Source organism: Desulfosudis oleivorans Hxd3 (assembly GCF_000018405.1).
In the GTDB taxonomy this organism is placed as follows: domain Bacteria; phylum Desulfobacterota; class Desulfobacteria; order Desulfobacterales; family Desulfosudaceae; genus Desulfosudis; species Desulfosudis oleivorans.
Genome location: NC_009943.1, coordinates 850,957 through 874,508, shown reverse-complemented (window position 1 = coordinate 874,508; position 23,552 = coordinate 850,957). Strand labels below are relative to the sequence as shown.

Sequence of the window (23,552 nt, the reverse complement as noted above, 5' to 3'; positions counted from 1 at the left end):
ATGAACGAACATGAATTTGCCCAAAAAACGATAGCCATACGACGTAAGGTCAGAGAACAGCGGCCACTGGTTCACCACATCACCAACTTTGTGGTGATGAACATAACGGCCAACGTGACCCTTGCCGTCGGGGCCTCGCCTGTCATGGCCCATGCCCATGAAGAAGTAAAGGAGATGGCGGCCTTTGCCGGCGCTCTCAACCTGAACATCGGCACACTTACGCCCTACTGGATAGACGCCATGGTCATGGCCGGAAAAGTCGCGGAACAGCGCGGTATACCCATTGTGCTTGACCCGGTGGGATCAGGGGCAACCCCCCTTCGGACCGGGGCCGCAAAAAAAATCCTTGCCGAGGTGGGGGTAAATGTTATTCGGGGAAACGCGTCTGAGGTGATGTCCCTGTTTGCAGATAAAGAAACCGTCAACATCCGCGGCGTGGATTCGCTTGAAACCGTGGATGCGGTCCGCCACGAAGCGGGCCTGCTGGCAGGAGAATTAGAAAAAGTCGTTGCCGTCACCGGCCCGGTGGACATCGTCACGGACGGAACCCGAACCCTTGAGGTTCACAACGGAACCCCCATGTTCGGCCGGGTCACCGGCACCGGCTGTTCCGCCACCACCGTGATCTCCTGCTTCTGCGCCGTTGAACCGGACCTTCTGGTGGCAAGTGCCGCGGCCCTGGGATACTACGGCCTTGCCGGTGAGGAGGCCGCCAGGATATCGAACGGACCGGGAAGCTTTCAGGCGGCCCTGCTTGACACCCTTTATAACCTGCCGGAAAAAATCATACAGGAAAAACTGCGCATCAGAGAGGTCTTGCCATAAACCGGTCCAGACAGATAAAGATGTCGGAACCGACATTCCAGTTCCTAACCGACTTAGCCGGCGTACCTGCAGTTCACTTGGCCCCTCGACCCCTTGAACCCTCTGGGGAAAACGGCTTAACCGACGACGATGCAATTGTCTGGTGTACCTGATCGGGAGACGAACCACACAATGAAATGGACCGACGAGGCCGAGGCCGCCATCAAAAAAGTGCCCTTTTTTGTCAGAAAGAAGGTGCGGGCCCGCGTGGAAAGCGAGGCCGCGGCCCGGGGCCGGCAGAAGGTCACCATCAACGAAGTCAACACCACCCGCAAGCGGTTTTTAGAAAACATGTCCGCCGAGGTCAAGGGATACCAACTGGATTCCTGCTTCAGCCAGGGTAGCTGTCCCAACATGGCCAACAGCACCGGGCGCCTGGCCGAACGGATCGAAGCCCTTTTAAAAAAAGAAGACCTGGCCGGATTTCTTCGCCGCACCGTTGGTGGAAACATCAAGTTTCATCACGAGTTCCGCGTCACTCTGGCCGAGTGCCCCAATGCCTGCTCCCAGCCCCAGATCAAGGATATCGGCATTGTCGGGGCCTGTCTGCCCGAAATCACGGACGCGGACTGCACCCTGTGCGGCGCCTGTGTTGCCGCGTGCAGGGACCCCGCCGTCTGCCTGGATGAGGCCAACACACGCCCGGTGATCGATCCCGGCCTCTGCCTTGCCTGCGGGGCCTGTGCCAAGGCATGTCCCACCGGCACCATCACCGAAGGGCAGAAGGGCTACCGCATCCTGCTGGGGGGCAAGCTGGGCCGCCACCCGAAGCTGGCCCGGCCACTGGACGGCATCTTTTCCGAAGACCAGGTGATCGATATCATTCGCCGCTGCATCACCTTTTACAAGGCCAATAGTAAAAAAGGCGCCCGGTTTGCCGACATCTACACGGGTCCGAAAGATATCGGATTGTCTCAGCCATAACTGTTCTTTTTACTGACTTGTCTTTCCTTTAAACTCCTTGACACCCCTTTTCTTTTGCCATAGGTTCAAACAAACACTGCGGGACTTTCGACAAAACCCAACGCGGGTATTTGCCGATGTTTTGCTGAACATGAATTGGCGTCGAGGAGGGGCCAAAACATGTTGTATGGGGACTACTCTTTTTCCTGTGTGTTTGAAACTCCGGCCAGGCTGCCCTTTTACAAGGGCTCCGCGCTTCGAGGCATTTTCGGCCGATCCCTCAAAAAAACGGTCTGCGCTCTCAGGCGACAGCAGTGCGACACCTGCCTGCTCAACACCACCTGCCTTTACGCCATTGTTTTTGAAACACCGGCTTCGGCAAAAACATCGGAAGCCCCCCATCCTTTTGTGCTGGAGCCGCCCCCGGCCCAGGAAACAGACTTTGCGGCAGGCGACACCCTGAATTTTTCCCTGCTTCTATTTGGTTCCGTCAACAACAGCCTGCCTTACTTCATTTATACCGTGGACAAAATGGGCGCAATCGGCATCGGCGCCAGAATAGACGGCCGCAGAGGCCGGTTTGCCCTTGTCGAAGTGAAAGCCGGCCGCAAAACCGTTTACCGGGCCGAGGATGGACGGGTCAAAACCCCGGCCCCTGTCGAAACCCTTGCCCTGTCTGCGGAAGCCGGCTCTTCCCGGACCAGCCGCCTTCACCTGACCATGGAGACCCCCCTCCGTACGAAAATGCAGAACCGGCTGACGGCCGACCTGCCCTTTCATGCCCTGGTCCGGGTCATGCTGCGCCGGGTATCTTCCCTCATGACCCATTACGGACAAGGGGAGCCGCCCCTGGACTACAAGGGCATGGTAAAACGGGCCATGGACGTAAAAATCGTTGAAAACAACCTGCAATGGTTTGACTGGCGGCGATACTCTTTCCGCCAGGACAACGAAATGCTCATGGGCGGCATCACCGGTTCTGTTGTTTATGAAGGCGAACTCGATGAATTTCTGCCCCTGGTCCGGTTCTGTGAAAAAACCCATGTGGGCAAGCAGACCACCTTCGGGCTGGGAAGAATAAAGGCAACCACGGTATAGAACAGAGAGACATGGCAACGTTTCCAAAATTGACCGGAAAAGGCCGCCGACCGAAAATGGCTTCCGGAAAACAGAAAACCATGAAAAACATTATTCTGGCGGTAACGGGCTTAAGCCCCCAGGTGATCACAGAGACCCTCTACGTCCTTCACCAGAGCGGACGGGAGGTCCACGCCATTCATGTCATCACCACCCGGGAGGGCAAAGACAGAATTTTCTCCGATCTTCTGGCCGGTGAAGACGGCCGCTATCATCGCTACCTGAACGAGTACGGCATCAATCCGGAAACCATCGCCTTTGACCATACCCATGTTCACGTCGTCGCCGATACCCACGGCGTGGAGCGCCCGGACATTCTCACCGAAGCCGACAACGAACGGCTTCTGGCCCTGTGCCTGGGCATGGCCTTTGAGCTTACAAAGGACCCGGACACGGCGGTTTTCTTTTCCATTGCCGGGGGCCGCAAGACCATGAGCGCCTGCCTCACCCTGGCGGCCCAGTTTTACGGCCGGCCCCAGGACAGGCTTTATCATGTGCTGGTGTCCCCCGACTTTGAAAGCAGCCGGGAATTCTTCTATCCCCCGAAGGAATCGAAAACCATCGCCCTCAAGGCCAAAAACGGACAAGCGTATTACAAGGACACCCGGTACGCCGAGATCAATCTTATATCGGTTCCATTTGTTTCTATTCGGGACTCGCTGTCAAAAGATGTTCTCAAGGCGTCCAAACCACCGGGCGCGCTTCTGCTTTCCCTGATCCGGGAAGAAACGCCCCGGCTGACGGTCAACCTTGTGGACAAAAAAATCATATATAAAAGGATGGAGCTGGACCTGACGCCGGCCCAGATGGCCCTCTATGCCTTTTTCGCCATGCGCAAAAAAGACTGCCGCAAAAATTCGATCACCTGCGGCGACTGCCATGAGTGTTTCCTGGATTTACCCGCAATTCTGAACCAGGGTTTGGTTATTGCGGATATTTACAAACGTCTTTGCGGCACCCGCCCTGTCGAAGAGATGAGCAAGACCGGCATCATGAACCTTGACGCCGAGCGCTTCAACTCGCTTAAATCAAAAATCAAAGCCGTCCTGCAGAACAGATTCGGGCCATACGCCTTAAAAGAGCTGGAAATCGCCTCCAAAGGCAGGCGGCCTGACACCCGATACGGCATTCAGATGGACAAGGGGAAAATTGAAATCGTTTATTGAAAGGCTATGGAGCCGGACCGGGTCAGATGATCTGGCCATCCCAGAACAATTGACAAAACACCCGTCACGGAAGAATGGTGATGCCGGAACGATCGGTTGTGATAATTTGGAGTCAGTGTCAAATTATTTGTGACAGTTTGGAGTATCGGCATAGATTATCGCTTCACCGAACAAATTAACGAGTGTCCATCCAGTGATTATGGGGACACGACAAAGGTTTCCAATCCAGAAATGAGAACTTTTTCGCAAGATCAAGGGGAACAAGGGCTGACTGAAGGCCTACTGTCGTACGCCGCACAAGGAAGCCCGCCGTTTGACCCAGAGATTGCGGGAAAAGGCCATTTATGGATGGAAACCAACGAACACCGGCAACGTTGCCAGGGTTGCCCGGCCGGACAGGCGGCGATATGCTGAGCACCGGAATGAAAGGAATCACATGAAACATGTCCTTGTCTGTACTGTGGGCACCAGTCTGAAGAAGAACCTGGCCCACGCGCCCGATGAAAAACTCAAGGAATGGATCGGTTCGGCCAATGTTCAAGGCATAGTGTCCGAGCTTTCCGTTATAGACCCGGCCGACCGGCTCAACGGTGCGGAAATCAACTCCATCACCGGCATTCTGGAAAAAGGTCTGCTTGACCAGAGAAACGCCCTTTATTTGCTGGTTTCCGACACCGAAGATGGCGCCCTCACCGGCCGGATACTCAAGGCGTACTACGAAAACAGCAAGAACCCCCGGCGGTTTGACAAGGTTGAAACCGTCACCCTTGAAGGGCTTTCCGACCGCTCAGTCTTCGACTTCAGGACCAAGGGCTTGCGCAACTTGGTGAAAGCCATTGCCGAAATCGTTAAAAGACACGGGGCCGAATCGGTGCTCATCAACGCCACGGGCGGGTACAAGGCCCAGATATCGTTTGCCGGCATGATCGGCCAGGCCCTGGAAATCCCGGTCTGCTACCTGTTTGAAAAATTTTCCGAGGTTATTGCCCTTCCGCCCCAGCCCATTTCACTCGATCTGGGGTTCTGGCTGGCAAACGCGTCCCTGTTTTTCGACCTTGCCGGCGACGGCCTCGACAAAAATCCCGCCGATGCCGACCCCCGTTTCGCCGGACTGATAGACGAAATAGAGGTGGACAACACCCGGCTGGTCGGCCTTTCGGCCACGGGCCAGCTCTTTCACGAAATGTTCTGCTTCCGGTTCCAGCAGCAACGCGGCCGCCTTTTGCCGCCGGATGCGGGCATCGCGCCCGATGCAAAGGTCATTAAATACGAAGACAGCAATAAAGGCCGACATTCCGGCCTTGAGCCCTGGCTGAAAAAACTTTGCGGGGCGCCCTATGTGAAGCGGATATACACCCATTATCACCACTACAGTCTTCCGCTGAAAAACTATTTCCGCCCCTCGGCCAAAGGAGACTTCTGCCAGGTGGAAGGCAGCTTCAGCGACGGGCATGCCACAACCAAATTTGACATCGTAACCACGGCAAAAACTGCCGACCAGCGGGATGCCGTCATCGCCGACCTGTCGAGCCGGTTTGTTTAAAAGGAGGAGTCATGGCATATTCGATTTACGAAGTAATTTTTGGCGCGCTGCTGCATGACGTCGGGAAAATGTGTCAGCGGGCATATGGCTCCATGAAAGCCGTTCCATGGGTAACCTATGATATGGAGTCAACACTCTGCCCCAAGAACAAGCACCAGGCATACACGCACAAGCATGTCCTGTTCACCAATGCTTTTTTTGACTGGATTGAACAGCGGAAAATTTCGTTTCCAGATGGCACCGTGCTGAAACACGTCGCCGATGCCGCGAGTTTCCATCATGCGCCAGATAAAGCTCCGGAAAAAGCCATGGCCTGGATGATCGCCCTGGCCGACAGATACTCTTCCGGCATGGACAGAAGAGAAAAAGACGAGGAGGAGGAAGAGACTTCGTCCAGGGAAACTTACAGGCGCTTGCCCCTGCAATCTGTTTTCGATGAAATTGTCATTGATCCCAAGCGACCGGCGCCGACAAAAAACGCTTATACTCTGTCTGTTCTCAATCCCCATGCCCCAGCGGCCTTGATCCCCCTGCCCTGGACCGGGGAAAGCCCATCGCTTCCCGAAAATTATAAGGCGGTTACGGAATTATGGATTCAGGAATTTCAAAAAATCAAGGATATGCCAGAGCTTTCGCCCCGGCTTTTTGAGGAGGTACTCCTTGGCCTTCTGGAAAGGCACACCTGGGCCATCCCCTCCAGCACCATGGACATCCCCGATATATCCCTGTTCGACCACTCACGGACCACGGCGGCCATCGCAGCCTGTCTCTACCGCTATCATGAGGAAAAAGGCGAGCTTGAAAACCCGGAGGCTGTAAAAAACGAGTCTCTCCCAAAATTCCAGTTTATTGCCGGCGACCTTTCCGGCCTTCAGTCCACGCTATTCACGCTGGAAAGTCAGGGCGTAAAGGGCGTGAGCAAAATTCTGCGAGCAAGGTCCTTTATGCTTTCCGCCATCACCGAGGCCGCCGCGCTGGAGACATTGGAAACGTTTTCCCTGCCCCTGTCATGCATCATCCAACAGGCAGGAGGGCGGTTTCTGATTCTCGCGCCCGTCACGCCTGACATGGAACAGCGGATGGAATCGCTCCAGCGCGACATTGATCAATGGCTGCTGGAAAACTACACCGGCAGCCTGGCCTTCCACCTGGCCGCCAGTCCCTGCTTCCCCGGCCAGTCCTTCAAGTCCAACGGACTTCACGGCATCATGGCCGACCTGGCCCTTGCCGTCGAAAACGCCAAACACCGGTCGCTCGGCGCCTGCCAACAGGGCGTCATCAAACGTGAATTTCGATACGACAAAGCCTGCTCCACCTGCGGCGTCAGGCTGGCCGAGGATCACAGTGAAGATGAATACCGTTGCCGCACATGCCAGAAAGAATTCGAACTTGGCCGCCGCCTTACCAGTGCCAACCACCTGGTCTGGGAAAAAGGTGAAACCGAAGACAAAAACGCCATTCCCGTGCTGGGTTTGCATCTCTTTTTATTGAAACAGGAACCGACCGGCGTCAGGCCGGATACAGCCGTTTCCATCCGCAGACTGAAGCCGGAAAGCGATAAGGCTCCTTGGGCTTGGCGCATTCTGGCCAACCATATTCCCAGGTTTTCTGACGAACGTGACCTTCAGGATCCGAAGTATGACGGAGTTCCAAAAGAAGATAACCAGTATTTCCACGGCATGCCCAAAACCTTTGCCCATATCGGCGCCGAGGCAAAAGAGTTCAGCCATGAAGACAACGACTACCGGGGCAAGCCTTTTCTCGGCCTGTTAAAAGCGGACGTGGACTTTCTCGGATATGTTTTCAGTTATGGCTTGAAGCGCGAGGATCAACAGAAGAGCCGTTTCACCCTTTCCCGCCTGGCCCAGCTTTCACGAATGATGGACCTTTATTTCACCGGCTATCTTCAGGGGGTCATCAAAAACGACTTCCCGGACACCTACACGATTTACGCCGGCGGCGACGACCTGCTGCTCATCGGGCCCTGGCGCCAGATGCACCATCTTGCCAAACGGATGCGGGAATCCTTCGGCGCCTATACCGGCAACAACCCCAACCTCACGATTTCCGCCGGGCTTTCCCTTCTGCACGCCAACTACCCGGTAAACCGGGCCGTAGGCGAGGCAGAGGAGCTTCTCGAAAGGGCCAAACAGCACGACCCGGAAACCAAAGACAGAATCTGCCCCTACACCGGCGCCCCCATGATATGGCCACAATTTAGCCAGACCCTTGATAGCGCCCAATGGATTCATGACCGGATGCAGGGGAAACAGAAGGTCGGCACGGGCTTTGTCTATCAAATTCTCACCCTCGCCGGAGACGCGGAAGAAGTGGCTAAAGGTGATGTGAGCAAGGCCGGCTGGCGGGCCAAGCTGGCCTATCATTTAGCCCGCAATGTTCCCGGCAAAAAGGACGAAAAAGCCCGAAGCATAGCCGAATGGCTCAAGCGGCTGGGCCTGGACAATATGTTTCACACGGTTGCCAATGAACCCGGCATCACCGGGTGGCGGCTGCCGATCACCATCGCTTTATATAGAAACCGGAAATAACATCACAAAGGAGGAGCCATGGTACAACCCAACAGACATTCAGGATACAAACCTCATGGTCAGCAGGGCGCGGGCCGCCCGACCTATGGCAGCCAGAGCCCGCCCCCGCAATTGCCAACGCCAAAACCGTTGAGCTACTATTCGGATGAGAAAAAAAAGCGACTGAAGCCCGAACTGCTGGATGACCAGGCGAGAACTGACGCCGAAAATTTTAAAGGCTTGAAGGCGACCCAGATGCGGCGTTTCTATGATGATTTGAAAGCCATTGAACGAAAAATCATGTCGGGGGACCTTCAGGAGCAGCAGGCCAATTTCGAACGGGACCGGGCGTTGATCGTCATGTTCAAGGCCAAGGCGGTTTACGCGGAAAAACGAAAAGTAGCACCCAGGGCCTTTACCCAGTTCATTTTTGACCACGTGGCTTCCATCAAAGACCTGGCCGATTTTAAAGGATTTTTAAAAGTGTTTGAAGCCGTGGTGGCCTTTCACAAGTTTTATTCACCGGAAAAATAACGTAAAAGGAGAGTTCGACCATGAAGCTGACCACCTCTTACTTGATAACTGGCCAGATAGAAATACTGACCGGACTTCACATCGGCGCCGGCAAGGACGCCGTTGAAATCGGCGGCGTTGACAATCCGGTCGTTAAAAACCCCTATACCGGCGAGCCTTATATCCCGGGCTCGTCACTCAAAGGAAAACTGCGGTGCCTGATGGAGTGGGTCACCGGGTGTGTGGAAGACTCGGGCAAAACCTGGGAAGGCGGCGGCGAGACCGGCCCGGACAAACTGGCGGCAGACCCCATTCTCCGGATCTTCGGCACCACCAGCAAAAACTGGGATGCCGGCCCCACCCGGCTGATCGTCCGGGACGCCTGCCTGAATAAGGAATGGAAAGAGCGGATCATCGACCGGGGGCTCCCTTTGACCGAGGAAAAATTTGAAAACAACATCGACCGGATTCAGGGTAAGGCTGGCCCTGGTATCCGCAAGACAGAACGGGTGCCGGCCGGCTCGCTTTTTGACTTTGAGATGGTCTACCGGATTTTTGACACGAACGATGAAGGCCGGACCGATGTGGATAATCTGGACAACCTGTTTGCGATTATGCGCCTGCTGGAACAGGATGCCCTGGGCGGCTCAGGCTCCCGCGGTTATGGCCGCATCCGTTTTGACAAGCTCAAAAAAGACGGCCAGGACATTCAGGCAAAGTTTGAATCCATCGACGTCTCTAAACTGATTAAACAACAAAAGGTCGCGTAATTATGGCTTACTTTCGCATCATCATCACGCCGTCAGGCCCGCTGACCACGGAATGGGTGTCCGGAACGATCTGGGGGCACATGGCCTGGGCCATTCGATATCTCGAAGGCGAATCGGCCCTTGCTCAATGGATGAGGGAGCAGGAGTCCTCTCCCTGGCTCTTTTCCAGCCGGATACCGGAAAACATGCTGCCCCTGCCATTGCTGCCGCCGGCCGCGAAAAAAGGCGGGAAACCCTCCCTGGAAGCGTTCAGCCTCAGCAAAAATGTCGCTAAGACAGCCTATATTCCAGAACGCCTCTTTCTTTCCCTCCGGGATCAGTTAAATGAGCCAGCCCTGCTGGAGGGGCTGAAAAAAATCACCCCCGAGAACCACAGTGGACTGGAATCAGGCCATCTTTTTCACAATTGCATTGACCGGAACTCCGGCCGCACCCCGGATGCCGGCGGCCTGTTCGTGGAAAACATCAAGTGGCCGGGAGAAAATCAGCGGTTCCAAATTTTCGCGGCCGCCGACCCGGCTTGCCGGAAGCGACTGGAAAGTTCGCTTGCCTTTATTGGCCAGTCCGGATTCGGGGCCAATGCCAGCACCGGCCGGGGAAGTTTTAGCTTCGAAATCAAAGAAGAAACAGCGCTGTTTGCCGGCACGGGCAATCGGGCCATGAGCCTTTCCCACGGTGTCATCACCCCGGCGATGCAAAACCCCAGGTACAAGCTCCACACCCACTATGGCAAACTGGGTGGCCATTTTGCTACAGGCGGCCGCAGTCCCTTTAAATACCCGATTCTCATGGCCCGGCCCGGCGCCACCTTCGACCCGGCTGGGGATCCGCCCTTTGGAAAACTGCTGGGAAAGGTCCACCATGACGAAAGCCTCGGCTTCATCCGACACTATGCTTTTCACCTGCCCACCTATTTTACGGAGGTGACGCCATGACCACATATCACTTCAAGGCCCAGGCACTGACACCCATTCACATCGGCTGCGGCTGTGAAATCGACCCCACCGAATTCCTGATCAAGGATGAAACGCTGGTGCAATTCAATACCGCACGGGTTATTAAAGACCTTTCTCCAGAAGAAAAGACCCGGTTTGCCGCCTTTGCCGACCGGGCCGACCTGAAGGAAATGCAAAATTTTCTTGGGCATCATCTGGATATCCAGCGTCATGCCATGAACACCATAGACGCGTCCGATGCTTTCATAAAAGAATATACGGCCAAGGCATCCAATCCAAACAACCGGTTTATCGTTTCCATGATGCCGCGCAACCCCCACACCGGCAGTGTTTATGTCCCTGGTTCTTCCATCAAAGGCGCGATACGAACGGCGGTGGTGAATTATTTTGCCAACATCGACGCAAACACCCGGCCCTCTGTTCACCAAAAAGTCCAGGCCGAACGCGACATAAAGAAAAAATGCGTGGCTCTGGAGGAAACGGCTCTCAACTGTCGCAAAAGCGAAACGCACAAGGATGTTTTCCGGCTCATTCACGTGTCGGACGCCGAACTTCCGGACAATTCCACCCGCATCGACTGGGCCGAGAATTCCGGGGCAAAGGGCATTCAGATGTGGGTCGAGCGGGTCCAATCAAAGGCCGACGCGGCAACCCCGCCTGAGTTTACTGTCTCCATACGCCTTGACAGCAAGGCAATGAAACGTCCCGGCGTGAAAGAGAACCTGGGCAGAGAACTAAATATTGATCTGATCATGGACGCCTGCAACCGGTTTTACTGGGCCAGGATGATTGACGAAGCAGCCCGCTTTGACAACAAAGAAGCCGACGATACCTCCTGGAAGGCCATTGAGAAACTTTTTCCTCTGGGGCAACTGGATAACGGGCAAACGATCAGCATCAATCCATCGGTCGACGTTTGGGACCATCGCGAATACGTCAACCGCCGCATGTTAATCCGGGTCGGCCATTTCTCCCATTTTGAGTCCCTGTCGGTCGATGAATTGCGGCAGGGCTGGCACGCGAAAAAAAGAGAGCCCATCACCCAAGGCTCCACCCGGACGCGCTGCACCATGGAAAACGGCCAGCCCGCCATGCCCTTTGGCTGGCTGATACTGACCCTTGACCAGGAGCAGGGCGTAAGCCGTTATTGACGAGTCAAAGATTCAAGGGTCGGCCATATGACAGCAAATCCACAAAACAGGGATTTTTTGCAAATGAACAAACCGAACAGCGACGGGGCCGCAGGGGCCATGATCGTTTCCGTGGGCGGCACGCCCGCGCCGGTGATCGAGTCCATCCGCCACTTTCGGCCGGTATTTGTCTCCTTTTTCGCCTCTCAAGAGACCCTGGACAAGGTAATGGAGATTAAAGGCGCGATAAAGGCCGCCGGCCTTGAGTTGCAAAGCGAGGTCACCCTGGCTGAAAACGTCAACGACCTGCTGCACTGCCACAAAAAGGCCGAGGAGGCCGTGGCCCGCGTCATCGGCCGGGGCCACAGCCGGGACAGCGTCATTGTGGATTACACCGGCGGCACCAAGAACATGTCGGTTGCCCTGTCGCTTGCGGCCATCACCCACGGGTTTTCTTTCTCCTATGTGGGCGGAACCCGCCGCACCAGGGGGAACGTGGGCACCGTGGAAAACGGGGCCGAAAAGGTGTTTCAAAGCGTCAACCCCTGGGATTTTCTGGCCGTGGAGGAACGAAAGAAAATCGCATTGCTGTTTAACCGCCACCAGTTCAAGGCGGCCGGCCAGCTTTGCGCGGACCTGGCTGAAAAAAACGTCAACCGGAGACTTGTGTACAAGAAAATCGGGCTGATGATCGAAGGCTTTCATGAATGGGATTTGCTGCGTCACAAAACCGCTGTTCGGCGTTTTGAAAAATGCGAAATAGACGAGCTGCTGGATGATGAGAATAAAGGCGTCCAGGCGTTCGCCAAAGCCGCAAAGGCACTGCTGCCGTTCCTTGCGGATGCCGCCGGATGCGGAGAAAAACCATGCCCGGCATACATCCTGGACCTGTTTGCCAATGCCGAACGCCGGTTTGACGAAGGCAAAACCGATGACGCCGTGCTCCGCCTTTATCGCATCGTGGAAATGGCGGGCCAGCAGCGGCTGATGGACACAAACGGCATCGACACGTCAAACGCGGCGCCGGAAAAACTGCCGGCCGGCCTGAAATCCATTTATGAAGAAAAGTACATGGATCCGGAAAGCAAAACCATCAAGATTTCCATGGCAGCCGGGTATAGCCTGCTAAAAGAGATGGGCGACGACCTGGGTCTTCAGTTTTATGACCAAAAGGACTCGTTTCTAAAAATACAGGATTCCCGGAACCACTCGTTTCTGGCCCACGGATTCCGGTCGGCCAGGGAAGCGGCGTACATGTCCCTGCGGGATTTTATTGTGTCGTTAAACATCTTTCAGGTCTCGGACGTGCCCCGGTTTCCGGTCGTTGTTTTTTGATTACCGGAAATACCGGAAAGCAGGGAGACAACCCGGTGCGGAAAAACGATAAAAAACCACAATGCGCCAACCCAGGGCCGGGAAAGGAATAAAGATCCAACTAGCTGAATTTGTTTTGAAAACGAAAGATCCCGGCCAGGAGGTCGGCGGAAAATAAAAATAGTAAACGATTCTGAAGTGTTACAACATCACAACCCCATAAAAGGAGGCGTAAAAAGATGAAAGAAAAGGAAACCGGCAGCGGTCCGCGGAAAACCCGCTGGAGCCCGTTGTTTTTATTGCCGATAAAAAGGCCGCGGAAGGAAGAGACCCGCTGTTAGAGGGGATTGCGACTAAAATACATTAGAGAGTATTTAGGGAAGGAAGGATATAAAGAAGGAAGAGACCCGCTGTTAGAGGGGATTGCGACCCACACCAGCAGACCTTATCGCCTACCTCAAAGCTCTGAAGGAAGAGACCCGCTGTTAGAGGGGATTGCGACTGAATCGCAGTAAGGTTATATGACAGGTAATCGGCAATGAAGGAAGAGACCCGCTGTTAGAGGGGATTGCGACAAAAAATAGTTCGTAGTCTGATCTTTTCTTAATATTTTCCCAGAAGGAAGAGACCCGCTGTTAGAGGGGATTGCGACGTATGCAACACAGGCCTCTTGAAATAAATCCTGGTAAGGAAGGAAGAGACCCGCTGTTAGAGGGGATTGCGACAAATCTTTTGTGTTCAGTACTTCGTGGAAAGTCCGAAGGAAGAGACCCGCTGTTAGAGGGGATTGCGACTTTTCTTACCAATTTATATTCAACACCATCGATAACCAGAAGGAAGAGACCCGCTGTTAGAGGGGATTGCGACGAACGTATGATGACGTTCTGTCCCTCATGAATGGGAAATCGAAGGAAGAGACCCGCTGTTAGAGGGGATTGCGACTGGTGAACGAGGTCTTCTGAATCTGAATCGGCTGACCGTGAAGGAAGAGACCCGCTGTTAGAGGGGATTGCGACGTCATGTCTCAAACCTCCATTTTTATTGATTAATAAAAAGAAGGAAGAGACCCGCTGTTAGAGGGGATTGCGACCTCAGCCTCAGCTGCCTTGGCCATCTTTTCTTCTAACTGGAAGGAAGAGACCCGCTGTTAGAGGGGATTGCGACTTGGCCTTTGCAGCCTTCATTTCCGCGTTGTTAGTGTCGCGAAGGAAGAGACCCGCTGTTAGAGGGGATTGCGACTTGGGAATCTCAGCATAATTACTTGATGTTGTAGTCATGGAAGGAAGAGACCCGCTGTTAGAGGGGATTGCGACCCGGCCAGGACGGTTGTGAATGTTCCGCCAAAACGAAGGAAGAGACCCGCTGTTAGAGGGGATTGCGACCTTGACCCTTCACCGTAGCTGTTGGCGATACCGTAAATCGAAGGAAGAGACCCGCTGTTAGAGGGGATTGGGACCCGGGGGTGCCGCACTGGGGTGCGGCGCTCCCGGCGTGGCGGAAAGAAAAGACCCATTTTTAGAATGGATTGCGGCCTGAGCAGGGAGAAAATATTCCCGGCCCTACCTCCCCCCAAAACGCCCCTGCCTCTTCCTGGCAACGTTGCCGTTGTTGCGGCCATTGGCTTTGCCTCCTAAGATGGTGTCAAAAGGAGGCGCACAATTTATAACCTGAAAAAGCAGGAGGTTTTATGCCGCGACGTGTTTCACCGCCGGTCAACGAACTCGACAGCCTGCCTCACCCACTGACTTCGGGCGAACGGCGGGTGTTTGATTTTTTTAACGCCCGGCTTGCGCCCGAATGGGAAATCTACGTTCAACCCCACTTAAACGGATTGCGGCCCGACTTTGTGCTGCTGCATCCCCGGATCGGGGTCGCCGTGTTCGAGGTAAAAGACTGGAGCCTGAATGACGCGGCCTACCAGGTCCAAAAACGGGAGGACGGCACGCCCGTGCTGATGGTAAACGACCATGGAGAGTGGCGCGCCATTGAACAGGCAAACCCGGTTGAAAAAATTCTTCACTACAAGCAGGAAATCTTTGACCTCTACTGTCCCCGCCTGGACCAGCGGGCCGGACGGGCCGTGATGACCGCCGGCCTGATCTTTCCTTCCACCGGCGATCGGCGGGTGCGGGAGTTTTTCGAACCGTGGCTGCGCCGCCACCGCGAGATCGTGCAATACCCCGGCCGCCATCCGGTGACGGGCATGGAGGCCATTGACGGCGGCCGGATTGACCAGGTTTTTCCCGAGCACAACCGGGGTCTCTCAAAAATCATGAATGAAACCCTGGCCAGGGACTTAAGGAGCTGGCTGGTTGAACCCGACTTTGCCCTTGCGCAACGGGAGCCGCTGGATATGGACAAAAACCAGAACAACCTTGTCACGTCGCGGACCGATACCGGATACCGCCGCATCAAGGGCCCGGCTGGGTCGGGCAAGTCCCTGGTGCTGGCGGCCCGGGCAGTGGAACTGGCCAACGAGGGCAAGGACGTGCTGGTGGTCAACTACACCATCACCCTGCCGCACTACCTTCGGGACCTGGCGGCCCGCTGTCACCGAAACGGCGAGGGCCGGGGGAGCATCACGTGGCTGAATTTTCACGCCTGGTGCAAGCGGGTGTGTATACAGGCCGGCTTCAAAAAGGAGTACGACAACCTTTTTGCCGAGATCCGTTCGGCAGAACGGAGAGAGCCGGACAAAAAGAACAACGGGTTGAAAGAAATCATGGATCATCGTATCCCCGACCTTGTGGACCGGATCATCAGCCGAAACCTGGGCCATCCGGACACGATCTACGACGCGGTTTTACTGGATGAGGCCCAGGACTTTCAACTGAAATGGTGGAACCTGTTAAGAAAGGTGTGTCGCCAGGGCGGTGAAAAGCTGCTGGTGGCGGACGCCACCCAGGACATATACGGAACGGCCCGTGTATGGACCGAGGAGGCCATGCACGGCGCCGGTTTCAGAGGCGACTGGGTGCGGCTTGCAACCAGTTACCGTCTGCCGCCCAAGGCCGTGCAATACGCCCGGGAATTTGCCAGCCGGTTTCTGGACCCCGACCTGATCGACCTGCCTGAAAAAGCCCAGGGCGAACTGGACATCTACCCCTGCAACCTGAAATGGGTTCAAACAGACAGCGCCCGGGCCGAAGCGGCGTGCCTGCGGGAAATTCTGGCCATGGCCCCGGCCGCGGATCCGGAGCTGCTGGCCATGACGGATATCACTTTTCTGGCCCCCAGCCAGAAATCGGGTATGGCGGTGGTCGCGCACCTGAAGGGCCAATACAATATAGCGTGCGTGGATACGTTTGACGACGACAGCCAGGCGTGCCGGAGAAAAAAGATGGGGTTTTTCATGGGCGACGCGCGCGTCAAGGCCACCACCCTGCACAGCTTCAAGGGGTGGGAATCGCGGGCCATGGTGGTGCTGATCAACACCGCGGACAACCACCGGGCACTGGCCCTGGTCTACACGGGGTTGACCCGCCTGAAGCGGCATGTGCGCGGCAGTTTTTTGACGGTGGTGTCGTGCGCGCCGGAGCTGCGTGAATACGGTGCCTCCTGGCCGGACTTCCTGGAACAGTAACGGTAGGGGCATCGGCAAGCCGGTGCAACATCCCACACGGAAGGTATAACCGATGAATGAGAACCGCAAATCTCGTGCGGATCGCGTGCTCACGATCCAGCCGGGACCAGGGGCTGCATCCTGGCGAATTGCCATTGTCAACGCCTCTCTGGTGGAGGACAAGTATGTCAACATCGTGGACCTGGCCGCGCACATCTGTCCGGCCCCCCCGATCCGGTCCTTTGAGTTTACCGACTCGCCGGTTTATCACACCTGTATATCCTTCGACGAAACAACCGGAGAAGCGGTGCTTTTTTTGCGTGCGCTTTTTGAGAAGAGCTGCCTTCGCGTACAGGACCCCGAGCAAGACTGCTTCAGCCTTCGTGCCAGTTTCTGGCTGGGCTATCTGACAGCGATATTCCGGCTTTTTGCCGTCATGTGCGAAAAAAGCGAAAACCGGATAAGGGCGGACCTGAACCGATTCCAGTCCATCATGCCCAACGACCCGGTCACTGGCAAGCTGCTCAGTTTTATCGGTCGTTACTACAACGTGGAGCCGCCGCCACTGAAAAAGGACCGGTTTCTCGGCCCGCTTGTGGAGCGCCAGCTGGCCGAATGGGAAGCAGCGGGTGTGCCCTGGGCCGCCGCACAAAGAGAAATCATGCACAAGATCGGTGCGTCTCTGCCGCAAATGGGCCTCTTTTTTTTAAGAGAGTATTTCCAATGGACTTCCGGGAACCTGGGAAACAAAGACTGGCCCCCGATTGCGCCCTCCTTTCACGCCGATCCTGCTGAAATGGAGGCGTTCTGGCAGGATGTCCTTAATCTGCAGCGCCGGCAGGAAAAGCGCGACGCGGAACACAAAGCCATGATGCGGGACCTGGCCGTGTTGAATGAATTTGAACGGCAGCTCGCCAAAAAGGGATGGGAATAGAAAGAACGGTTCTGGCCAAAGGAGGCAAAAATGAGCTTTGATGGTTTTGATTTCGGCCCGGAAAATCTGGGTCTTTTTCTGGGTATGGCCGAAGAAATGGCTGAAGAAGCAAACGAACGCCGCCGGATCATAAGAGAGGAGGATCGGCCTGATGATCCGTTTGAAGATGAAGAAGACGTTGTTCCATCAAGCAGGGATGGACAAAAACCCTTAAGGCCCTTCGAACAGTATGTCGACGACATCTGTTGCGGGCGGAGAAGCCTGTGGGGTGAGGAGGAGAACGCCGCACATATACCGCCACGGACTCGACAAGGGGCCACGGAACACCAGGCGGAGCGGCGCTCAGCGAGCGCCCCCGTGCAGATGCTGCAATCCGAACTTGTTTCCAGCCGTTTTCTGCATGTAATGGGCCAGATACTGCAACAATATCAAGGCCATCGAATTCGCACCGTCTCCTTTAGCGCCAAAGGTTATCCGCGCCGGGGAGAATTGCCGGTGATGGGCGTTTATATTCGTAAAAGCGGCACCGTTATTTTCAACCTGCTGCGCCATTTTGAAAACGCGGCCCAGATGGCCCTTGTGATTGATTCGGGCTTTTCCATCCACGGCCTGATATGGCACTCCATGCTTCGGACCCTGCTGCATGAGATTCACCACAGCCTGAACCTGCCCTACGGCGGTGAAGAGACCGAGGAGGTCCAATCCACTGAGGAGTTACTGGCCGGCCAGTGGTGCGAAACGGAAATCCACAGGCTGGTGCATATACTGGACCTGGAGCCAACACGCCTGGATGATGAGCCTTTCTTCCGTACCTGCTTTTACGAGTTGATGCTTCGTGAATCAAAAGCGGGCAATGGGGACTGGGTGGGCAAGCAGAGGAGGCTGGTGGATGCCGGCCTGATCTACTGGGATGAAAAAAGCCATGCGGCGATTGAAACCATGGCCATGTTGTATGACAATTCAGCTAACCAGGGACAGCAGGCACGGGGCGACGCGCAAGAGGCCCTGGTAAAAGCCGACCTTCGAATTCAGGATCGAATAGACTGGGAATTAAAAAAAGAGCAGGCAGTAAAAGAGGCATGCGAAACCGGGGCGATTCTGAAAATTGACTACCGCGCAAACGATCAACGCCTGGTAAGCTGCCTCATCCGCCCTGTTTCCATTTTTTACAAGGATAGTGTGACCTGTGTGGAAGCACTCTCCGAATCCCGGCAAAAACAACAGACGTTCCGGCTGGATCGTATTGAGGCTTTAACGTTTGTCGCCTGATGGTCTTTGCGGTGCGGCCAAAACAACCACGCCTTAAGCTTCAAACCGGATTTGTTCGGATTCATACCTGGCGTGACGCCGGCCCGACCGGCTTTAATCTTGACACTCCGCAGGTTTTTCCCCATAATCAGGCAGTTTGCGGCCGAACGGCGATATCGGATAAAACGGACGGGGAGCGGGGCCATGAATGACGAGATATCCCTCTATCAGCGGTTGAGGGAAAATGAGGAGACCGCGAAAAAATTCTACGAGGTGGAAAAAAAGATCCTTTCCATTCTGCGGTTCAAGGACCTTTTCGACGCCCTGCTGGCCGAGATCAAGGGCCAGTTCAACCTTCCCTACGTCTGGCTTTCCATCATTGAAAACAGCGAGGCCCATCACCTGATTGAGTCGATCGACGACATGGACCCCGAGCTCAAGGCCAGCATCAACATCATCGACAGAAGCGCCTTTTTTGCGTTGATCGGCCAGCAGACCGAACCAATCCTGGCCAATGACGGGCTGAAGCCCTTTTTCAAGCTGCTGCCCGCGGACCGGCACTACCTGGTCAAGTCCATGGCCATTGCCCCTATCATGATGGACGGTGAGATCGTGGGCAGCCTCAACCAGGGGGACGCGGCCCAGGACCGGTTTGAGCCGGGCATGGACACCTCCCTGCTGGAACAGCTGGCCACGAAGGTGTCACTCTGCCTCTCCAACGTGGCGGCCCATGAAAAGCTCAAGTTTCTGGCCTACCATGACCCCCTCACCGGCCTGCTCAACCGCCGGGTGATGGAGACGGCCCTGGCCCGGGAGACGGCCCGGGCCGGCCGTTACAACCTGCCCCTGTCCGTTGTCTTTCTGGACCTGGACTACTTCAAGAAGGTCAACGACACCCACGGCCATGAAACCGGGGACGCCCTGCTCAAGCACCTGGCCGACCAGTTGGTGCATCAATGCCGGGGCACCGACATCGTGGCCCGGTTTGCCGGAGATGAGTTTGTGATCATTCTGCCGGAAACAGACGCCGACCATGCCACGGCCCTGATGCACCGCATTCAGGAGCACCTGGCCGCATCCCCGCTGGTGTGCGGCGAGACCCCGATTCCCGTTGTCATCACCTTTGGCGTGGCCTCCACCATGGATCCCGATCCTCCGAAAGATGACCCGGCCGCGCTCCTGAAAAAGGCTGATGAACGGCTCTACGAGAAAAAGGCGGCCCGCCAAAACAAAGAGGGCCGCGCTTAATTTCCGCGCAAGCCCTCTTATCAATCCGTTATTCTGCTAATCTCTACTCGGTTTTCGGCGGAGCCTCTTCTGAAGCCCCATCGTCTTCAACGGGCGTATCCGCCGCCGGCACTTCAGGTTCCTCCGGTGCGGCCTCTGCTTCAGGAGCAGCCGCCTCGGCTTCCGGTTCGGCAGCCTTCGCCGGCGCCGATTCCTCAGCCGCAGGGGCGGGCGTATCCGCTGCCGCCTCTTTCTCAACAGCGGGCGCTGACGGGGTCGGGGCCGGTTTTGCCGCCGTTTTGGCCGGTTTCTTCTTCTTTTTCTCCGTCGTCTCGGTCAGCGACACCAGTTCAATCAATGTGACCGGGGCCGCGTCGCCGGGGCGGGCGCCGATCTTGGTCAGCCGGGTATACCCGCCTTCCCGTGAACCAAACCGCTCAGCCGCCTCGGCAAACAGCTTGTGCACCACGTTTTTTTCCCGAACAATGGCCATGACCTGGCGCCGGGCGTGCAGGTCACCGCGCTTGGCAAGGGTGATCACATGGTCCGCCCACCGCCGCAACTCCTTGGCCTTGGCATCCGTGGTCTGTATTTTTTCGTGCTTCAGCAGAGAGGTCACCATGTTGCGGAACATCGCGTTCCTGTGACTGCCGGTTCTGCCAAGTTTTACACCACTCTTACGATGTCTCATCGGTCGATCTACTCCCCTTCCTTATTGTCTTCCGCCGGCGGCACAAACCCTTCCAGGTCCATGCCAAGGGAAAGGCCCATCTCGGCCAGCAGTTCCTTGATTTCGTTCAATGACTTTCTGCCGAAGTTTTTGGTCTTCAGCATCTCCGACTCGGTCTTCTGGACCAGTTGATAAAGCTTGTCGATTTCGGCGTTCTTCAGGCAGTTGGAGCTGCGGACGGAAAGTTCGAGCTCGTTGACGCTGCGGTACAGGTTTTCGTTGAACACCTTGCCGCCGCTGTCGTCTTTCCGGCCGGCATGCTCGGGCTCGGCGCTTTCATCAAAATTGATGAAAACATTCATCTGCTCTTTCATGATCTTGGCGGCAAAGGCCACCGCGTCCTCGGGCAGCACGCTGCCGTCGGTCCACACTTCCAGGGTCAGCTTGTCAAAATCGGTCTTCTGCTTGACCCGGGAGTTGCCCACCACGTAATTGACCCGGCGAATCGGGGAGAACATGGCATCAATGGGAATGGTGTTGACCGGCGTCTCCTCATCCTTGTTGGCCTCGGCCAGCGCGTATCCCCGGCCCACCTTTACCGTCATCTCCATCTTCAGGGTGGCGCCTTCGGAAAGGGTGGCGATGTGAGACTCCGGGTTCAGGATTTCCACCCGCCCGTCGGGGCTGGCGATGTCACCGGCGGTCACCACCCCGGGTCCCGCGGCGTCGATACGAATGGTCTTGGCCGCCGCCGTGCTGGTCTTCAGCCGCACCTCTTTGAGGTTCAGTATGATCTCGGACACATCCTCCAGTACACCTTCAACCGTGGAGTATTCATGCATCACATTGTCGATCTTCACGGACGTAATCGCGGCGCCGTGCAGCGAGGAGATGATGATGCGCCGCAACGCGTTGCCGATGGTAATGCCAAATCCCCGGCCCAACGGCTCGCAGATAAACTTTCCATAAAAAGGGGTGGCAGCCTCAACCTGAATCTTGTCCGGCTGAATCATTTCCTGCCAGTTCATATACATCAATTCATTTTCCATGATGATCTCCACAATTGGTTGTAAAGAGACATGTCGCCGTTACCGGGCCGGCCCCGCACAGAGCCCTCAAGCCGAACGGGAAACCCGCACGCGCCGGGGGACACAAAAGGGGCTTACTTGGAGTAAAGCTCAACAATAAGCTGTTCCTGAATGGGGATGGTGATATCCTCACGAACAGGCAGATTCTTTACAACACCGCGTTTGTTCTCCTTTTCCAGGGAGAGCCACTGGGGAACGCCCCGCCGTTCCACCGCCGCAAGGGACTCATCAATCACCTGCATGTTGCGACTTTTTTCTCTGACCTCGATCACGTCCCCGGGCGAAAGTACATAGGATGGAATGTCCACATTCTTGCCGTTGACCAGAAAGTGGTTGTGCCGTATCAGCTGGCGGCCCTGGGTACGGGAATTTACAAAACCGAGACGATAGACCGCATTGTCGAGCCGGGATTCCAGCAGTACCAGAAGGGTGCTGCCGGTGATGCCTTTCCGGCGGTCCGCTTCCGCGAATACTCTGCGGAACTGGCCTTCGGACAGGCCGTACATGCGCTTTACCTTCTGTTTTTCACGAAGCTGTATGCCGTAACCGGAGAATTTTGGACGCAACTGGCCGTGCTCTCCCGGCGGATATCCCCGCCGATCAAAGGCGCACTTGTCGGAAAAGCAACGGTCCCCTTTCAGAAACAGCTTCAGATTTTCACGTCGGCAAAGCCTGCACACCGATTCTCTGTATCGTCCCAAATCACTTCCTCCTTGCAAAAAGCAGTTCGCTTTTTTTCAATCTGTATATTTTTTGCCCCATTTACACCCGGCGCCGCTTGGGAGGCCGGCAGCCGTTGTGAGGAATGGGGGTTACGTCCCGAATCATGGTCACGGTAAGCCCGGCGGCCTGAAGGGCGCGTAGCGCCGATTCCCGGCCCGGCCCCGGTCCCTTGACATAGACTTCAACCGTCTGCAAGCCCTGGGCCATGGCCTTCTTCACCGCGTCCTCGGACGCCATCTGGGCGGCAAAGGGCGTGCTCTTGCGCGACCCCTTGAATCCGCGGCCCCCGGCCGACGACCAGGAGATCACGTTACCGGCCACATCGGTAACGGTCACGATGGTATTGTTAAAGGTGGACTGAATATGGACCACCCCGCTTGCAATATTCTTTCTTACCTTTTTCTTGGTCTGGACTCGTTTCGCCATTTATACCAATCCCGATTCTATGAGTTTACTTTTTCTTTGCTGCACCCTTTTTCTTCACGGCCGTCCGCTTGGGCCCTTTTCGCGTACGGGCATTGGTGCTGGTGCGCTGGCCGTGGCACGGAAGCGATTTTCGATGGCGAAGGCCCCGATAGCACCCCAGGTCCATGAGCCGCTTGATGTTCATGGAAACCTCGGTGCGCAGTTCGCCCTCCACCTTGTGCTCGTTGGTGACGGCGTTTCTGATCGCGTTGATTTCAGTCTCGGTGAGCTGGTCCACCTTGGTGTCATAGTCGATGCTCAACTTATTGAGTATCTGACGTGACGTGGAACGGCCGATGCCATATATATAGGTAAGCCCTATCTCGACCCGTTTTCGCTTTGGTAAATCTACACCCGCAATTCTTGCCAAACCCGAATCCTCCTGTTTGTCTTATCCCTGACGTTGGTTATGCCGTTTGTTGACACAAATCACCCGGATAACGCCTTTACGCCTGACAACCTTGCAGTTGCGGCATATTTTCTTGACCGACGCTCGTACCTTCATGGCTCACGCTCCTCTATTTTCAACCGGCCCATTGCCGATATATTAACGCTGCTGCACTCTACTTTTCCCTGTAGGTGATCCGCCCGCGGGTCAGATCATAGGGAGAAAGCTCAACCGTCACCTTATCTCCCGGCAGAATCTTGATAAAATGCATCCGCATTTTGCCGGAAATATGGGCCAGCACCTGGTGCTTGTTTGCCAGCTCCACCTTAAACATCGCGTTGGGCAGTGTTTCTAAAACCGTGCCCTCAACTTTTATTGCCTCTTCTTTTGCCATCTGCCTTGCAAGCCTCCATCACCGGCGCG

22 protein-coding genes and 1 CRISPR repeat array are annotated in these 23,552 nt (G+C 55.7%); of the genes, 15 read left to right on the top strand and 7 right to left on the bottom strand.

What is annotated here, in order from left to right; genetic code table 11:
- The 15 genes from thiM to DOLE_RS03790 all read left to right on the top strand — a co-directional run bounded on the left by thiM (nucleotide 1) and on the right by DOLE_RS03790 (nucleotide 19,816).
- Nucleotides 1–825 carry a hydroxyethylthiazole kinase gene (gene thiM / locus DOLE_RS03860; protein ID WP_012174177.1) on the top strand — a complete coding sequence of 275 codons (825 nt, stop codon included), beginning with the start codon at nucleotides 1–3 and terminating at the stop codon, nucleotides 823–825.
- Between the two features lie 171 nt (nucleotides 826–996).
- Nucleotides 997–1,788: a 4Fe-4S dicluster domain-containing protein gene (locus tag DOLE_RS03855; protein WP_012174176.1), complete on the top strand. Its 792-nt coding sequence runs from the start codon at nucleotides 997–999 to the stop codon at nucleotides 1,786–1,788.
- 159 nt (nucleotides 1,789–1,947) lie between these two features.
- Nucleotides 1,948–2,865, top strand: a complete 918-nt coding sequence (gene cas6, locus DOLE_RS03850) for a CRISPR system precrRNA processing endoribonuclease RAMP protein Cas6 (protein ID WP_012174175.1) — start codon at nucleotides 1,948–1,950, stop codon at nucleotides 2,863–2,865.
- Between the two features lie 80 nt (nucleotides 2,866–2,945).
- A complete protein-coding gene (csm6, locus tag DOLE_RS03845; protein ID WP_041280790.1) occupies nucleotides 2,946–4,070 on the top strand; it encodes a CRISPR-associated ring nuclease Csm6 in 1,125 nt (374 codons plus the stop codon).
- Nucleotides 4,071–4,506: 436 nt separating this feature from the next.
- Complete coding sequence (locus DOLE_RS03840; protein WP_012174173.1) at nucleotides 4,507–5,613, top strand: putative CRISPR-associated protein; 1,107 nt, start codon at nucleotides 4,507–4,509, stop codon at nucleotides 5,611–5,613.
- A gap of 11 nt (nucleotides 5,614–5,624) precedes the next feature.
- Entirely contained in the window at nucleotides 5,625–8,162 is a 2,538-nt protein-coding gene (gene cas10 / locus DOLE_RS03835; protein WP_012174172.1) for a type III-A CRISPR-associated protein Cas10/Csm1, read from the top strand.
- A gap of 18 nt (nucleotides 8,163–8,180) precedes the next feature.
- Complete coding sequence (gene csm2 / locus DOLE_RS03830) at nucleotides 8,181–8,675, top strand: type III-A CRISPR-associated protein Csm2 (protein WP_012174171.1); 495 nt, start codon at nucleotides 8,181–8,183, stop codon at nucleotides 8,673–8,675.
- Between the two features lie 20 nt (nucleotides 8,676–8,695).
- A complete protein-coding gene (gene csm3, locus DOLE_RS03825; RefSeq protein WP_012174170.1) occupies nucleotides 8,696–9,424 on the top strand; it encodes a type III-A CRISPR-associated RAMP protein Csm3 in 729 nt (242 codons plus the stop codon).
- A 2-nt stretch (nucleotides 9,425–9,426) separates the two neighbouring features.
- A complete protein-coding gene (gene csm4 / locus DOLE_RS03820) occupies nucleotides 9,427–10,359 on the top strand; it encodes a type III-A CRISPR-associated RAMP protein Csm4 (RefSeq protein WP_012174169.1) in 933 nt (310 codons plus the stop codon).
- Entirely contained in the window at nucleotides 10,356–11,531 is a 1,176-nt protein-coding gene (csm5, locus tag DOLE_RS03815) for a type III-A CRISPR-associated RAMP protein Csm5 (RefSeq protein WP_012174168.1), read from the top strand. The genes csm4 and csm5 overlap by 4 nt, the downstream gene beginning before the upstream one ends.
- 63 nt (nucleotides 11,532–11,594) lie before the next feature.
- A complete protein-coding gene (locus tag DOLE_RS03810; RefSeq protein WP_153304347.1) occupies nucleotides 11,595–12,845 on the top strand; it encodes a TIGR02710 family CRISPR-associated CARF protein in 1,251 nt (416 codons plus the stop codon).
- Between the two features lie 298 nt (nucleotides 12,846–13,143).
- Nucleotides 13,144–14,280: a CRISPR direct-repeat array (repeat unit 35 nt; unit sequence GAAGGAAGAGACCCGCTGTTAGAGGGGATTGCGAC).
- 231 nt (nucleotides 14,281–14,511) lie between these two features.
- A complete protein-coding gene (locus DOLE_RS03805) occupies nucleotides 14,512–16,407 on the top strand; it encodes an NERD domain-containing protein (protein WP_012174166.1) in 1,896 nt (631 codons plus the stop codon).
- Between the two features lie 52 nt (nucleotides 16,408–16,459).
- A complete protein-coding gene (locus DOLE_RS03800) occupies nucleotides 16,460–17,320 on the top strand; it encodes a hypothetical protein (protein ID WP_012174165.1) in 861 nt (286 codons plus the stop codon).
- A 30-nt stretch (nucleotides 17,321–17,350) separates the two neighbouring features.
- Nucleotides 17,351–18,589 carry a WYL domain-containing protein gene (locus DOLE_RS03795; protein WP_041280335.1) on the top strand — a complete coding sequence of 413 codons (1,239 nt, stop codon included), beginning with the start codon at nucleotides 17,351–17,353 and terminating at the stop codon, nucleotides 18,587–18,589.
- A 183-nt stretch (nucleotides 18,590–18,772) separates the two neighbouring features.
- Nucleotides 18,773–19,816 carry a GGDEF domain-containing protein gene (locus tag DOLE_RS03790; protein ID WP_012174163.1) on the top strand — a complete coding sequence of 348 codons (1,044 nt, stop codon included), beginning with the start codon at nucleotides 18,773–18,775 and terminating at the stop codon, nucleotides 19,814–19,816.
- Between the two features lie 43 nt (nucleotides 19,817–19,859).
- On the opposite strand, the gene rplQ is transcribed toward DOLE_RS03790, so the two are convergent.
- From rplQ to infA, 7 genes are all read right to left on the bottom strand, one after another.
- The gene (gene rplQ / locus DOLE_RS18745) at nucleotides 19,860–20,486 is read right to left on the bottom strand and encodes a 50S ribosomal protein L17 (protein ID WP_012174162.1); all 627 of its coding nucleotides are present in this window, start codon (nucleotides 20,484–20,486) and stop codon (nucleotides 19,860–19,862) included.
- Between the two features lie 8 nt (nucleotides 20,487–20,494).
- Entirely contained in the window at nucleotides 20,495–21,514 is a 1,020-nt protein-coding gene (locus DOLE_RS03780; protein WP_012174161.1) for a DNA-directed RNA polymerase subunit alpha, read from the bottom strand.
- A gap of 113 nt (nucleotides 21,515–21,627) precedes the next feature.
- Nucleotides 21,628–22,254 carry a 30S ribosomal protein S4 gene (gene rpsD / locus DOLE_RS03775; RefSeq protein WP_012174160.1) on the bottom strand — a complete coding sequence of 209 codons (627 nt, stop codon included), beginning with the start codon at nucleotides 22,252–22,254 and terminating at the stop codon, nucleotides 21,628–21,630.
- Between the two features lie 61 nt (nucleotides 22,255–22,315).
- Complete coding sequence (rpsK, locus tag DOLE_RS03770) at nucleotides 22,316–22,702, bottom strand: 30S ribosomal protein S11 (protein WP_012174159.1); 387 nt, start codon at nucleotides 22,700–22,702, stop codon at nucleotides 22,316–22,318.
- A gap of 25 nt (nucleotides 22,703–22,727) precedes the next feature.
- Complete coding sequence (gene rpsM / locus DOLE_RS03765) at nucleotides 22,728–23,111, bottom strand: 30S ribosomal protein S13 (RefSeq protein ID WP_012174158.1); 384 nt, start codon at nucleotides 23,109–23,111, stop codon at nucleotides 22,728–22,730.
- A 21-nt stretch (nucleotides 23,112–23,132) separates the two neighbouring features.
- Nucleotides 23,133–23,246, bottom strand: a complete 114-nt coding sequence (rpmJ, locus tag DOLE_RS17865) for a 50S ribosomal protein L36 (RefSeq protein ID WP_083766515.1) — start codon at nucleotides 23,244–23,246, stop codon at nucleotides 23,133–23,135.
- Between the two features lie 58 nt (nucleotides 23,247–23,304).
- Nucleotides 23,305–23,523, bottom strand: a complete 219-nt coding sequence (gene infA / locus DOLE_RS03760; protein WP_012174157.1) for a translation initiation factor IF-1 — start codon at nucleotides 23,521–23,523, stop codon at nucleotides 23,305–23,307.
- Nucleotides 23,524–23,552 lie beyond the last annotated feature (29 nt).